Below are 13725 nucleotides of genomic sequence, written 5' to 3' on the forward strand. Positions count from 1 at the left end.
GTCACGGCTCCTGCGTGTGCTGCCACCCCTGCAGCATGCCGGTGATCTTGGGGGTGACCGCCTTGAGGATCTCGGCGGCGGGCCGCTTGCCGGACTCCAGCTCCTGCAACGCGGGGGTGAGCACGTCGCTGGAGATGGCGGACAGGTTCTTGACGCGGTTGCGCAGGTCGGGGACGCCGTGGTCGCGGCCGTAGTCGACGACCGCGGTGCGGAACTCGGGCGGGTGGGCGTCGTTCTTCGTCCAGGAGTCGATCGCGGCCTGGTCCTCGTAGTACTTCTTCTCCTGCGGCATCCACAACCCCTGCCGGTAGAGGTCGACGTAGCGCGGGTCGATGTGGAAGGCGAACAGCTCCACCGCCTCCTCCACGTGCCTGGTCCCGGCGAACACCGAGGAGGCGCCGGCGACCTGGGAGGTGGTGAACGGCTCGCCGTACTTGGGCAGCACGCCGATGCCGTAGTCGACCTTGCTCTCGTTCATGTCGAGCAGCGCCCAGTGGCCGTCCACCACCATCGCCACCCGCTTGGTCTTGAGCAGGATGTTGGTGCCCGGCACGTCGTCGCCGGTGGCGGCGAGCTGGCCGGGGCCGGGGGCGACGCGGTGCTTGTAGATGAGGTCCTGGAGGTTCTGGAACACCTGGACGGCCTCGGGGGTGTCCAGCAGGCACCTCCTGCCGGTCTCGTCGGCGAAGTCGGCGCCGTTGCTGCGCAGGAAGCCGTACCAGGCGGCGGCGTAGGTGAGGCTGATCGAGACGCCGAACTGGCGGACCTGCCCGGGGTCGAAGCCGGGCTCGTCGGGGTGCCTGCCGTTCTGGTCCACGGTCAGCTTGTACGCGTTCTCGACGAGCTGGTCCCACGACCAGGCCGAGGCGGCCACCGCCGGGGGCGGCGAGATGCCGGCGGCGGCGATGGCGGACCTGCTGTACCACAGCAGCTCGATCTCGTTGGCGGTGGAGACGCCGTGCAGCTTGTCCTTGCCGTACCAGAGGTAGGCGTCCGGCAGGTAGCCGGCGAGCTGCGGGTACTTCTGGAGGTAGGGGAAGAGGTTGACGAGGTTGCCCTGCTCGGCCAGGCGGAACGACATCGACATCGGCACGTAGCCGAGGTCGGGGGTGCGGCCGCCGGCCACGAGGCTGTTGAGCTTGACGTCGTACTCGTCGGGGGTGAAGACGGGTTTCACCTTGATGTCGGGGTTCTTCTGCTCGAAGGCCCTGAGCATCTTCTCGATCGCGGCCTTCTCGAACGTCGAGCCCCAGTACATGAACTGCAGCGCGGTGGTGCCGGCGGCGCCCGTCCCGGCGCCCGAGCCGCAGGCCGCCCCGGCCGCGCCCAGCGCGGCCAGGCCGCCCATCCTGAACAGGTCTCTTCTCTTCATGGGGGGTGTTCCTTACTCGAAGGACTCAGGCGTGCTTCGTCAGGCGAGCGGGATCCAGACCCGCATGACGCCGCCGTCGCGGTTGTCCCACTGGTAGTAGGGGACGGCGGTGAGGGTCGCGGGGGCGACCGGGGCCGGGTCCGCGCCGGTCGTGTACGGCAGCCCGTGCGCCGGCGCGGGCGGCAGGCGGACGGCGTCGGCCTCGATGAGCACGGTCGTGCCGATGCCGGGCAGGTCGCGCTCGACCGTGCGGAGCGCGGCGCCGGGCACGAGGGCCAGGTCGTCGAGGCCGGCGTCCTGGTCGACCTGCTCGAAGCAGTAGACGAGCGGGCCGCGCTCGATCGCCGCGCAGCCGCGCAGCGCGTCGATCCTGCGGTGCGGGCGGACGATGCGCGGGGTCAGGTCGAGGCCGAGGGTGAACGTGTCGCCCGCCCGCCACTCGCGGCGGATCGCGGCATAGCCGTCGGGGCCGGGATCATGCGTGGTGGTGCTGCTCCAGGCGGGGATGCGCAGCTTGAGCGTCCACGGGCCGCCCGGCGCCGAGCGGACGGTGAAGCGCACCCGGCCGTCCCACGGGTAGCCGGTCTCGACGTCGAGGACGACGCCGCCCGCGCGGATCACGCCCGGCACGTACTGGTGCACCGAGACGCCCTCGTCGTCGGTGGTGGCGACGTAGTGGCCGAGCGAGGAGACCAGGCGCATGATGTTCGGCGGGCAGCAGGCGCAGGCGAACCATTCGCGCCGCCGGCCCAGGTAGGCGTCCTCGAACAGGTCGGCGCGGCGCTGCAGCGGGTTGACGTAGAAGAAGCGGGTGCCGTCGGCGCTGGTGGAGGCGGCGAAGGCGTTGTAGAGGGTGCGCTCGATGAGGTCGGCGTAGCGGCCGTGCCCGGTGGCCAGCAGCAGCCGCCAGTTCCAGTGGATGCTGGCGATGGCCGCGCAGCTCTCGTTGTAGGCGCGGTCGGGCGGCAGCTCGTACCGCTCGCCGAACGCCTCGCCGTCGTGGCGCGAGCCGTGGCCGCCGGTGATGGAGGTCTTGGTGGCGACCAGGTCCTCCCAGCGGCGGACGGAGGAGGCGAGCAGGTCCGCGTCGCCGGTCTCGACGGCGACGTCCACGACGCCCGCCTCCAGGTAGAGCTGGCGGACGGCGTGCCCGACGGCGGTGTCGGCCTCGCGGACGGGCAGGTGGTCCTGGGCGTACAGGGGGCCCATGCCGGTGCTCTTGATCAGGCCCTTGCCCCGGTTGTCGATCAGCTTGCGGGCCAGGTCGAGGTAGGGGCGTTCGCCGGTGAGCCGGTACAGCTCGACCAGGGCCGTCTCCACTTCCGCGTGGCCGTCGATGCCGTCGTCGCCGTCCACGAGGAAGCGCCGGACGAGCAGGTCGGCGAAGCGGCGGGCGACGGCGAGCAGGTCCTCGCCCAGGCCGGCGCGGGCCGCGGCCACGGCCGCCTGGAAGAGGTGGCCGGCGCAGTACATCTCGTGGCTGTACTCCAGCTCGGCGAAGACGCGGTCCGGCTTGACGACCTGGTAGTGCGCGTTCAGGTATCCGTCGGGGCGTTGCGCGCGGGCCAGCAACGCGGCCGACTCCGCCACGAACGCCCGGTGGGCGCCCTCGGGCTCCGGGTGCCGGCAGTGCTCCCAGGCGACCGCCTCGAGCTGCTTGTACAGGTCGGAGTCCTGGAACCGGTAGCCCTGGAAGGACCCCTCGCCCTCCCCCGCCGCCAGCCTCAGGTTGGGCAGCGCGCCCGACTTCTCCATCTGCTCGAGGCCGAGCGGGATGCTCGCCTCGCGGTTGATCCGCTGCCACCGCCCGAGGGGGCCTCCGTGGATCTCGACGTCGTCGATGCTCAGTGGCCGCTGGACGGCGGTGGAGGGCGCCAGCGGGCCGCGGACGCGGCCCGTGAGGTCAGACATCGTGCTCCCTGGGATCGGGAATAGGTTTTCCTCGCCCGCAATGTAAGATGTGATACAGCACTCGTCAAGGGACCGGCAGGTGCGCGAACGCCCCGGCAAACGGTTGCCCTCCCTTGCTCCCCCACGACACGCCGGCTCGCACCTCCGCAGACCGAAAACCTTTTCTTCGTTATCGGAACGTTGCATTGCTGCAAGCCGAGCAGCACGCCCTTGACAGAAGCCGACGGCTGCGTTTTGCTTCCGAAAACCTTTTAGCTCTTTCGCCATCCCGCCTCCGGGCGGGCCCCGCGCACCCCCAAGCGAAAGGTTTCCGCCATGCGCCGACTGGCCATCCTGGCCGCCCTCCTCCTCACGTCCTTACTCACCTCCCTGCTCACGGGCCCGTCCGCCCCCGCGTACGCCGCCGGGCCCGCCCAGCTCATCGACATGTTCGGCAGGACCGTCAACTCCTACGGCGTCAAGCTCGTCGACTGGCAGGGCTACCTCGCCAACCCGTACGTCGAGCTCACCGTCAAGCCGCCGGCCGACATGCGCTTCCCGCTCACCGTCGACCTGAAGGCCGAGGGCACGTCCCGGCTGATGATGGACCTGCCCAGTCAGCTCACCGCGACCGGCGCCACCAAGACCCTGACGTTCGCCAGCGCCTCCGAGCAGAAGAACTTCCGCCTGGCCATCCACTCCAAGCGCGGCCCCGGCGACGACGAGCAGCACACGCTGCGGCTCTCCATCAGGGACGCGGGCGGCGCCACGTACCAGCACAGCCTGCCCATCTACGTGCAGCAGGACGAGAAGACCGCGCTGCAGCCCACCATCCCGATCACCTTCGACTACCGCTACGACACGATCACCGGCTACTTCTCCGACCCCGGCGTGCGCACCGCCGCCGAGGAGGCGGTCAAGGACTGGTTCCGCTTCTTCGACCTGCAGCCGTTCGACACCGTCGCGGCCGGCGCCGAGCCGAACCACCTGCCGGGCAACGACTGGCAGAACACGATCAACGTCACGAACCAGACCGCCTACAACGGCATGTACGTCTTCTTCCGCGGCATCCAGACCCCCTACTCGACGGGCTACCCCGCGAACAACGGCCGCTACAGCACCCGCGGCGGCCAGCAGGTGCCCGGCCCGCTGCACCGCTCCACCGCGATGATCCTCGAGTACGACGAGGCGAACAAGCAGCTGTTCACCTCGCTCGCCGACGAGGACTGGTACAAGACCGACATCGCCGGCTCGGTGCTCGACGTGCACGGCCTCGTCATGCACGAGTACGGCCACGCCGTCGCCTTCCACAGCGACTGGGCCGGCATGCGCTCCTACGTCTCCGGCGGCGGCACCGACCCCGACGTGGTCGAGTACCAGGGCCGCGCCGTCCCCCTGGACAGCAGCTACCACATCCCCGGCGACCAGCCGAACTGGGACCGCATCAGCGGCCAGAGCGGCGGCTGGACCCACCTGTTCCCCACCCGCCGGTGGATGCTCACCAAGCTGTCCCTGCTCATCGCCGAGAACGCCGGGTGGAAGCTGAACCGCGAGCTCACCCCGTTCCTCAAGCCGTCCATCACCACCACCTCGCTGCCGCAGGCCACGCCCGGCACCGCCTACCGGCAGACGCTGGCCGCCAGGGGCGGCGTGCCGTTCTACGACTGGCAGGTCACTGGCGGCTCGCTGCCCGCCGGGCTCACCCTCGACCGCTTCACCGGCGCCATCACCGGCACCCCCACGACGGCCGGCACGTCTGCCTTCACCGTCCAGCTCAGGGACTACGACCGGCTCAGCACCCCCGTGACCAGGACCTTCACCCTCACCGTCGGCGGCGGCACCCCCATCACGAACCTGGCCACCTCCGCCACCCCGTCGGCCTCCTACACCTCCCCCTGGGAGAGCGTCGCGGCACTCAACGACGGCATCGACCCGCCCGCCTCGAACGACACCGTCAACCGCCGCTGGGGCACCTGGCCGCAGACCGGCACGCAGTGGGCCGAGCTGACCTGGCCGTCGGCGCAGACGCTGCGCTCGGCCGAGGTGTACTTCTTCGACGACGACGACGGGGTGCGGGTGCCGGCGTCGTGGAAGCTGCAGTACTGGAACGGCAGCGCGTACGCGGACGTGCCCGGCACGTACCCGACGGCGCTGAACGCCTACAACCGCGTGACGTTCGGCGCGGTGAGCACCACCAGGCTCAGGGTCTCGCTGCAGAGCGGGGCCGGATCGGTCGGGCTGCTGGAGGTGAAGGCGTACGCCTGATGCCCCAGGGCGGCGGCGTCAGCCCGCACCGGCGTCCCCGCCCGTCCCTCCGCCGACCGCCGAGGACGGCAGGGGGATGGCGGGGAACGGGTTGTCGGGCAGCAGAATGACCCGGCGCGGCTGCTTGGCCTGGGTGGCGGCGTCGAGGTGGAGCAGGGCGGCGCCGATGCCGGCCGCGCCCACCATGTAGCCGGTGTCGGCCGTCACCTCGCCGGGCCGCAGCCGCCGGTACGCCTGATACCAGCGGTAGCCCCGGCTGTCGGGGTCGGTGGCGCGGCCGATGAGGTCGGTGGCCAGCGTGCGGGCGTAGTCGAGGTGGGAGCGGTCGCCGGTCGCCGCCCACAGGCCGACGAACAGCTCGACCAGGCCGGCCGCGCCGCAGCACTGGCAGGCGACGTTCCAGTAGCCGGCGGTGCGGTGGCGCGGCACGCCGCTGCGGACGATGCCGTGCGCCAGCCGCTCCACCCACTCCAGGTCGCCGGGGTCGCCCGCCACCCGGTGCAGCTCGTAGAACATCCGGGCCACGCCCGCGGAGCCGGAGCAGAAGCCGAGGTAGTGCAGGCCGCGCGCGTGCGGCACGTGATGCGGGACGACCGCGCAGGCGCCGGTGACGACGCTGATCTCGCGGACGAAGGCGGCGCCGCTGCGGGCGGCGCTCAGGAACTGCTTGTCGCCGCTCACGCCGTACAGGCGGGCCAGCAGGAACGCGGTGCCGGCCGTGCCGGCGAGGAAGCCGGGGGTGACGGCGTCCACCGGCAGGTCGGCGCAGTCGCCGAAGCGGTGACCTGGCACGGGCAGGCGGGCGATGCGCAGCCCCGCCTCGATCGCGGCCTCCTCGTAGGCCGGCGCGCCAAGGTGGGCGGCGGCGCGCAGCAGCCCGAGGATGATGCCGCCCTCGCCGCGCTGGGCCGGGTCGCGCGACCACGTCACGCCGTCGCCCCCGGCCCGGCCGCGCGCGACGATCAGGTCGGCGATGGCGGCGGCCTCGGCCTCGAACCCGGCCTCACCGAGTGTCCAGCCGGCCTCCATGAGGGCGATCATCACGCCGGTCAGCCCGTGGTAGAGCGACAGGTCGTCCTGCTCGCGCCAGGTGGCGGCCAGGCGGCGGGCGCCCGCCCTGGCATCCTCCAGGTACGCCTCGTGCCCGGTGGCGGCGGCCAGCTCCAGGAAGAACAGCACGACGCCGGCCGCGCCCGAGTAGAGGGACCAGGGCTCGGCGGTGACCGCCGACGTGCCGCGCGCGTCGGGGTTGGCCTGCCAGCGGCGTCCGTGCTCGTCGTCGATCGCGGCCGATCGGATCCACCGGCCGGCCAGGATGGCGGCGGTCAGCGGGGAGTCGGCACGCGCGCTCGACGCGCGCATCTCGTCCAGGCTCATGCCGCCATTTTCCCATACGTTTGGTAGGAATACTCTGAATCTGGCCACATCAAATCCGCCGAATTTCCGCCGCTCCAGTATGACGGCATCGCGAGCCCCAGGGCGCGTGGCAGGCGCGGCACGATTCCGTACGCTGTGCCGGTGATCACCATGGTGGAGTGGACCCGGCTGGAGCCCTGGCGGGTGGCCCGCGCCCGCACCGACCGGGGCGAGAGCGTGATCGTCAAGTGGGCGGGCCCGCACCCCGACCGCCGGTACAGCGAGCAGTGGCGGCTGCGCACGGAAGTGGCCGCGCTCCGCTTCCTCGCGGACGACCTGGGGGTGCGGCTGGCGCCCCGGGTGCTGGCCGAGGACCTGACCGCGGGGCAGGTGGTGCTGGAGGACCTCGCGCCGCGCACCGCGCTCGACGGGCTGCTGCGCCGCGACGGCGCCGCCGCGCACCTGGCGCGGCTGACCGCGTTCGCCCGGATCCGGGGCGAGCTGGGCGCGGTCACGGCGGGTCACGCGAGCCGGTACGAGCGGCGGCGCCGCGCGCTCGGCCCCATCGACGCCGCCGCCGACCTGCTCGGGCACGCCGCGCCGATCCGCGCGTCCGGCGTGCCGGAGGCCGGACGGCTCGGGGTGCCGCTCCGGGGCGGGGCCGAGCGGGAGCTGGCGACCGCGCTGGACGAGCTGGCCGATCCCGGGCCGTTCCTCGTGCTCAGCAACGGCGACCCGGAGGCCAACAACGTCCTCGTGCACGAACGCGGGCCGGTCGACGCGCGCTTGATCGACTTCGAGTTCGCCGCGTTCCGGCACGCCCTGCACGACGCGGTGCCCCTGCACGTGCCGGGGCCGGCGTGGATGTGGGTGACGGGGGACGCGCTCGGCGAGCTGGGCAACGTCTACCGGCGGGCGCTGGCCGCCGGGGTGCCGCAGGCCGAGGACGAGCGACGGTACGGCCTCGGACTGACGGCCGCGTGCGTGGCCTGGGCGCTGGCCCGGCTGCGGCGGCTGCCCGCGCTCGACACCCGCCCCGCCGGCGACGCCGGCCGGGCCCAGCTCGTGGCCACCCTGGAGGCGGCGGCGCGCACCGCCGACGCCTGCCGGGCGCTGCCCCGGCTGGCCGGATGGTGCCGCCACCTGGCCGACGCCCTGCGCCTGCGCTGGCCGGACGCCGACCTCGACGTGACCGCCCTGGCCCCGTACACACCCCGCCGCCCCTGACGCCCCGCCCCTGACCGCGCCGCCCAAGACCGCGCCGCCCAGGACCGGAACGGCGGGGACTAGGGACATCCCTTGGTCCGTCCCGGACGAGAGCGGGCCCCCGCCGTACCTATCCTGCGGCCGTGAGCGCAGAATCCGACGCGGCCGACATCAGCGAGCTCGGCCGGATCGTCATGCGCTACGAGCTCGCCGACCTCAAGGACCTGGCGGACTTCGACCGCTACGTCCGCGCGGAAGGCCGCCTGGAGAACCACCTCATGCGGGTGGCCGAGCGGCTGAGCAGCTTCTACGACATCGAGGGCGCCTGCCGGCTGCTGGACCAGGTGCTGGCGTTCAACCAGACGCTGCGCAGGAAGATCGACGACGCGCTGCCGCTGCACGAGGACGACCGGCGCGCCAGGGCCGAGCTCGGCGGGTGGCGGGACGAGGCCGACGGGGTCATCCTGCTCATCGAGGGCATGAAGGCGATGTTCCGGGCCCAGGAGCACACGCTGAAGGGCCACGTCCGCGACGCCGAGCGGCTCCTGTCCGGTGCCCGCGCCAACTTCGAGCGGCTGCGCACCCGGGGGCCGGGCCCGCTGGCGGAGGCGGGCGCGTTCCGGCACGCACTGGCCGGCGCGCACCTGCAGCTCAGCAAGGGCATCGCCAAGCTCCAGTCCGGCGACACCACCGACGCGACCGAGCGGTTCGCGCGGGCGCACATCGGCTTCGCCCGGCTGCTGGACGACCCCGAGCGGGCGGCGGCCCACGGCGACGTGCGCGAGCTGCACGACCTGGCCGACCGCGCCCGCGCGCTGCAACGGCACACGGAGTTCCTGAGGGAGACCAAGGCCGGCGAGTACGCCCTGGCCATCCGCACCGGCGAGGAGGCGGTCAAGTACTACGAGCGGCTGGCCGCCGCCGCGCGGGCCCCCGGCGTGCCGAAGGTGGTGCGCAACCTGCGCGGCATGGAGCACAAGTACGTGCTCGGGCTGCTCATGTGGTGCCGGGCCGAGAAGGCCGTCGAGGACCGGGACTGGCGGCTGTGCGACGAGCTGATCGCCGAGGCACACCGCACGTGGCGCGAGTCGGTGTACGACAGCCTGCTCAACGAGGACGTCGGCGCGGCGTCCCTGCGCCCCCAGCTCGACACCCTCGACATGATGTTGCAGGGCACCCGGCGCCGGCGCGACAGCGAGGAACGCCACCAGAAGCAGATCGCCCGGCTCGAGGAGGAGCTGGGCCGGCTCAGGCAGACCCACATCTGGACCCAAGGAGGCACGGCGATGGCCGGCGGAGACCACCACGAGACCATCAACGTCAACGGCCCCGTGACCGGGGTGACCGGCATCGGCAGCCACGCCAGGGCGTCGGCGGAGACCGTCAACATCGCCCAGCCCTCGACCGGCTCGCTCGACCTGGCCGCCGTCCGCGCCGAGCTGGCCGACCTGCGCGAGGCGCTGGCCGACCTGGCCAGGACACCCGCCCAGCAGGCGGTCGTGGCGGAGGTGGCGCGGGCGGAGGAGGCGGCCCAGGTGGAGGACGAGTCGCGGGTGCGCCGGCACCTGGCGGCGGCCGGCGAGTGGGCGCTGGAGACGGCGCGGCTGCTCGGCCAGACGGCGGTGGAGGCCGTCATCAAGACCGGCCTCGGTTCCTGATCCCGGCGACCGCCCTCCCGGCCGCCGTAAGACCCGGGGACCGCCCCCAGGCCGCGCGTTGTAAGACCCCGCGACCGCCGTCAGGCCGCGCGCCGCCTCCGACGGTGACCGTCCTTCCCGGTCGTCACTCCACGACCGGGTGGACGGTGAAGGGCGGGGCGGAGGCGTCGCCGTGCACCCACAGCCGGGTGCCGGGCTCGGGCGCGTTGTCGATGATCCACCGCGTGAGCGGCGTGCGGACCCACCTCTCCAGCAGCGGGCTGCGGATCTGCCGGGCGCCGAGCACCGCCCCGTCCTTCATGACGGCGGCCACCACCTCGCGCTTGATCAGCCCGCGCTGGAACACCACCTCGAACCCCTTGCGCCGCGCCGAGTCGGCGAGCTGGTCGAGGAACTTGTCGACGATCTCCCCGATCATCTCGGGCCGCAGGATGTCGAAGACGACGACGCCGTTGCCGAGCCGCCCGAGCAGCTCGGGCCGGCGCAGCTCGCGCGTCAGATAGGTCTCGACCGCCTCCCGGAAGTGCGCCTCGACCTGCTGGTACGACGGTTGCGCCGCCGGGGCGGGCCCCACGATGCCGGGCCGCAGGTCGCCGGCGCCCACGTTGGAGGTGAAGATCACGATCGAGTGGGAGAAGTACGCCGTGCGCCCCTGCCCGTCGGTCAGCCGCCCGTCGTCGATGATCTGCAGGAACTTGTCGAAGATCTTCGGGTTGGCCTTCTCGATCTCGTCGAACAGGATCACGCTGAACGGCCGCTCCCGCACCCAGTTCGTCAGCACCCCGCCCTGCTCGTGCCCCACGTAGCCGGGCGGCGCGCCGGTCAGCCGCTCGCTGGCGTGCTCCTGGCTGAACTCGCTCATGTCGAAGCGCCGCAGCGCGGCCTCGTCGTCGAACACGAGCGAGGCCAGCGCCTTGGCCAGCTCCGTCTTGCCGACCCCGGTGGGCCCGACGAAGAAGAACACGCCGGTGGGCCGGGTCGCGGGCGAGTCCTCGTCGGTGAAGCCGATGCCGACGCGGGCGTTGCACAGGACGTCGGCGACGGCCCGGACGGCGGCGGGCTGGCCGATGACGCGCGCCCCGAGTATCTTCTCGGCGCCGGCCACCTTGTCCTGGTCGAGCCGCTCCCACGGGTCCTCGCGCAGGCCGAACCGGTGCCGGACGATGAGCTCCTTCGCCGAGGAGACGGGCAGCCGGGCGGTCAGCGAGGTCGCCCGCAGCGCGTCGATCTCGGTGATCGACATGCCTTCGGTGAGGTTGCCGATCGTGGCGGCGACGCCGTGCAGCGCCTCCGGGGCCAGCGTGTCGCCGCCGTGGAAGCGCGGCAGCGTCTTGACGAGGTAGTTCACGCGTTCGGCTGAGTCGGGCAGGCCGACCTGGACGGCGGCGACGTGCGGGTTGCGGTGGCACAGCGCCTCCGGCAGCGTCACGATGTCGTGGCAGACCAGGATCACGGTGTTGTGCAGCTCCTCGCCCGTGGCGGCCGTGGCCATGGCGGCCTCGGCGAACAGGCGGCGCAGGTGCGCCAGGTGGGAGCGGTACTCGTCGCCCGCGGGCAGGCCGGTGCCGATGACGAGGTCGGCGGCGTGCATGACGAGCGCGGTGGCGGCCTCGTGCTGGGTCAGCATGGGCAGGGCGACGGCCAGCATCTCGGCGGGGGCGCGGACGCGGACGTCCTGGGCGTTCTGGACGCGGCGGCGCAGCCGGTCCACCGAGCCGCCCGCGCGGCTGCCCCTGGGCGGGTCGGGCGCGTCCTGGGCGGCGGGGTCGGCCCGGCCGCCGAGGTGCCTGCGCAGGAGCTGCTCGCTGCGGGGGTCGGGGAAGGTGAGGCCGTCGACCAGGTCGTACTCGCCGATGGCCAGGAATCCGGCCGTGACCAGCAGCGCGCGGACGGCGTGGCGGAACGGGACGTGGTCGTTGTCCCACAGGATGCGGTCCTCGACGTTGCCGTAGAGGATGAGGTGCCGGCGGCGGTGGATCTCCATGTAGGCGCGCGCCAGCCAGGGCGCGGCGCTGAAGGCCGCCTCCGCGTCGGCCTGCCCCGCAGAACCTTCGGCCGGGTGCCCGCTCGTATGCCGGGCCGCGTGCCCGCTCGGGTGTGCTGTCATGGCGCGTTCCTGCCTCGTTTGCGGTCGGCCTGCGCCCATTGCGTGACCGGCCGGCGCGTCTCGGCGCTGCCCTCCCAGTCGACCTCGCCGATGGTGAAGCCCTCCTGCCGCATGGAGTCGCCGGCGAGCTCTGCCACCTCCAGCAGCGCGGCGCAGGCGGCGCTCTGCCGGGCCTGGCCGCCCTGCTCCTGTGCCCGCCGCATGTCGTCGGACAGGTAAAGGATGCGGTGGTCACCCTCCTCGTCGTCCTCCAGGACGACGGTGACGTCGCTGCCGGTCAGCCGGTGGACCTGGAGGGTGAGCGTGCCGTCGGGCGACTCGTCGAGCGAGCCGGCGTCCATCACGAGGCCCAGCTCGGGCAGGATGTCCACCACGGCGGCCAGCATCTGGCGACGCTCGGTGAAGCGGTCGATGTCGGCGTCCAGCTCGCGTTCCATGTCGTCGAGCTTGGCGTCGACCTGCCCGCACAGCACCCGCACCTCGCCGTACCGCCCGGCCAGCGACTCGCGGCTGATCATCTCGAGCGCGACGTGGGCGAGCGGGGCGTCCTTGAGCGGCACCTGGGCCAGCTCGGCCTCGGCCTCCAGGGCGGCGAGGCGGGCGGTGACGTCGGCGGCGGCGAGCATGGCCGCCGCCCGGTCGCGCTCATGCCGGGCCCTGGCCAGGGTCACCTTCTCGACGTGCGCGCGGATGGCGGTGGCGGCCTCGTCCGCGTGGGCGCGCACGTACGCGTCGTCGCCGGCGCTCAGCTCGGCCAGCAGCGCCGAGACGAGCTGGGCGCCGGGCTCGTCGAAGCGCAGGCGGTCGCGCAGGTCGGGCTCGGCGGCCAGCGCGCGCAGGGCCGCCACCACCTCGTGGGCGTGCGGGCGGCCGGTGGCCAGGTGCGCGGCGGTGTCGAGGTAGCGGCGCGCCAGCTCGTCGAGCTCTTCGGCGAGCCGGTCCACGTGCCTGGCGGTGGTGGCCGCGGCCAGCTCGGCGTTGAGGGCGTCGAGCGCGTCCTGGGACCGGGAGGTGTCGGGGCGGAGCGGGAGGGCGGCGTAGCGGTGGCGCAGGTCGGCGAGGCGGCGCTGCTCGGCGTGCCGGACCGTCTCCAGCGCGGCCATCCGCCGCCGCCCGGCCTCCTCCTGCCGGTGCCGGCGGCGTTCCTCCTGCTCGGCCTCGCGCTGCCGCCTGGCCTCGTCGCCCGCGCGGCCCCAGGCGAACTTCGGCGACTTGCTCATTCCCGCCGCCCTTCCACCGGCCGCTCGGAGAAGGCCCGGGAGAAGGCCCGGGAGAAAGCGGGGCCGAAGCCGGGGACGGGCGGCACGCCGAGCCAGTGGACGCGCCGGTCCGGCGTGATCTCGATGCGCAGCCCGGCGCTCTCGTCCGGGCCGGGCAGGTCGCGGTGCCGGTCGGTGAGCCGGTGCAGGCGCTGGTTGGCCGAGCCGCGCCAGCGCAGCGCGGCGTGCCGCCCGGCGACGTACGGGCCGTCCACGAGCAGGTCGAGCAGGGACAGCAGGCGCCGCTGGTGCTCGTCGCCGTGGCGGCGCAGCCACTCCAGGGTGTGGCCGCTGTAGCTCATCACCGACAGGTCGCGGCGGGCGCGGACGCGGGTGACCAGCTCGGCCAGGGCTTGCGCCTGCGCGAACGGCTCCCCGCCCGACAGGGTGAGCCCGTCGGCGGCGGTGCGGACGATCTCGTCGGCGAGATCGGCGACGGGCACGGCCGTCCCGCCCTCGAACGGGATCCACTCCGGGCTGACGCAGCCCCGGCAGCGCAGCGGGCAGCCCTGCACCCACACGCAGTACCGCACGCCCGGCCCCAGCACCTCGCAGGCCGGATGGGTGTCGGCGACCATGACGACGGACCCGCTCACAGGCTCATCACCGCCA

9 protein-coding genes are annotated in these 13725 nt (G+C 73.2%); 3 read left to right on the forward strand and 6 right to left on the reverse strand.

The window, feature by feature from the left end:
- Position 1: 1 nt before the first annotated feature.
- Complete coding sequence (locus HCN51_RS19995) at positions 2-1372, reverse strand: ABC transporter substrate-binding protein (protein ID WP_168011043.1); 1371 nt, start codon at positions 1370-1372, stop codon at positions 2-4.
- Between the two features lie 39 nt (positions 1373-1411).
- Complete coding sequence (locus tag HCN51_RS20000; RefSeq protein WP_168011044.1) at positions 1412-3283, reverse strand: glycoside hydrolase family 127 protein; 1872 nt, start codon at positions 3281-3283, stop codon at positions 1412-1414.
- Between the two features lie 315 nt (positions 3284-3598).
- Between HCN51_RS20000 and HCN51_RS61410 the strand changes: the two genes are divergently transcribed.
- On the forward strand, positions 3599-5527 hold the full coding sequence (locus HCN51_RS61410; RefSeq protein WP_168011045.1) for an Ig domain-containing protein: 1929 nt from the start codon (positions 3599-3601) through the stop codon (positions 5525-5527).
- 18 nt (positions 5528-5545) lie between these two features.
- Here the strand turns inward: HCN51_RS61410 and HCN51_RS20010 are convergent, their stop codons facing one another.
- On the reverse strand, positions 5546-6904 hold the full coding sequence (locus HCN51_RS20010) for a lanthionine synthetase LanC family protein (protein ID WP_168011046.1): 1359 nt from the start codon (positions 6902-6904) through the stop codon (positions 5546-5548).
- A 141-nt stretch (positions 6905-7045) separates the two neighbouring features.
- On the opposite strand from HCN51_RS20010, the gene HCN51_RS20015 reads away from it, so the two are divergent.
- Together HCN51_RS20015 and HCN51_RS20020 are read left to right on the forward strand one after the other, a co-directional pair.
- Positions 7046-8110, forward strand: a complete 1065-nt coding sequence (locus HCN51_RS20015; protein ID WP_206067280.1) for a phosphotransferase family protein — start codon at positions 7046-7048, stop codon at positions 8108-8110.
- Between the two features lie 122 nt (positions 8111-8232).
- Positions 8233-9747 carry a hypothetical protein gene (locus tag HCN51_RS20020; protein WP_168011047.1) on the forward strand — a complete coding sequence of 505 codons (1515 nt, stop codon included), beginning with the start codon at positions 8233-8235 and terminating at the stop codon, positions 9745-9747.
- A 124-nt stretch (positions 9748-9871) separates the two neighbouring features.
- On the opposite strand, the gene HCN51_RS20025 is transcribed toward HCN51_RS20020, so the two are convergent.
- Genes HCN51_RS20025 through HCN51_RS20035 form a run of 3 tightly spaced genes read right to left on the reverse strand, consistent with a single transcriptional unit; the run spans position 9872 to position 13709 of the window.
- Complete coding sequence (locus tag HCN51_RS20025; protein WP_168011048.1) at positions 9872-11854, reverse strand: AAA family ATPase; 1983 nt, start codon at positions 11852-11854, stop codon at positions 9872-9874.
- Positions 11851-13074, reverse strand: a complete 1224-nt coding sequence (locus HCN51_RS20030; RefSeq protein ID WP_168011049.1) for a hypothetical protein — start codon at positions 13072-13074, stop codon at positions 11851-11853. Before HCN51_RS20030 ends, HCN51_RS20025 begins: the two co-directional genes overlap by 4 nt.
- The gene (locus tag HCN51_RS20035; protein WP_168011050.1) at positions 13071-13709 is read right to left on the reverse strand and encodes a 4Fe-4S cluster-binding domain-containing protein; all 639 of its coding nucleotides are present in this window, start codon (positions 13707-13709) and stop codon (positions 13071-13073) included. The genes HCN51_RS20030 and HCN51_RS20035 overlap by 4 nt, the downstream gene beginning before the upstream one ends.
- Positions 13710-13725: the final 16 nt, after the last annotated feature.

This window comes from Nonomuraea composti (genome assembly GCF_012034275.1).
In the GTDB taxonomy this organism is placed as follows: domain Bacteria; phylum Actinomycetota; class Actinomycetes; order Streptosporangiales; family Streptosporangiaceae; genus Nonomuraea; species Nonomuraea composti.

Coding starts and splice junctions, on each gene's coding strand:
- HCN51_RS19995 (WP_168011043.1), bottom strand. CDS start 1,372: ATGAAGAGAAGAGACCTGTTCAGGATGGGCGGCCTGGCCGCGCTGGGC.
- HCN51_RS20000 (WP_168011044.1), bottom strand. CDS start 3,283: ATGTCTGACCTCACGGGCCGCGTCCGCGGCCCGCTGGCGCCCTCCACC.
- HCN51_RS61410 (WP_168011045.1), top strand. CDS start 3,599: ATGCGCCGACTGGCCATCCTGGCCGCCCTCCTCCTCACGTCCTTACTC.
- HCN51_RS20010 (WP_168011046.1), bottom strand. CDS start 6,904: ATGAGCCTGGACGAGATGCGCGCGTCGAGCGCGCGTGCCGACTCCCCG.
- HCN51_RS20025 (WP_168011048.1), bottom strand. CDS start 11,854: ATGACAGCACACCCGAGCGGGCACGCGGCCCGGCATACGAGCGGGCAC.
- HCN51_RS20030 (WP_168011049.1), bottom strand. CDS start 13,074: ATGAGCAAGTCGCCGAAGTTCGCCTGGGGCCGCGCGGGCGACGAGGCC.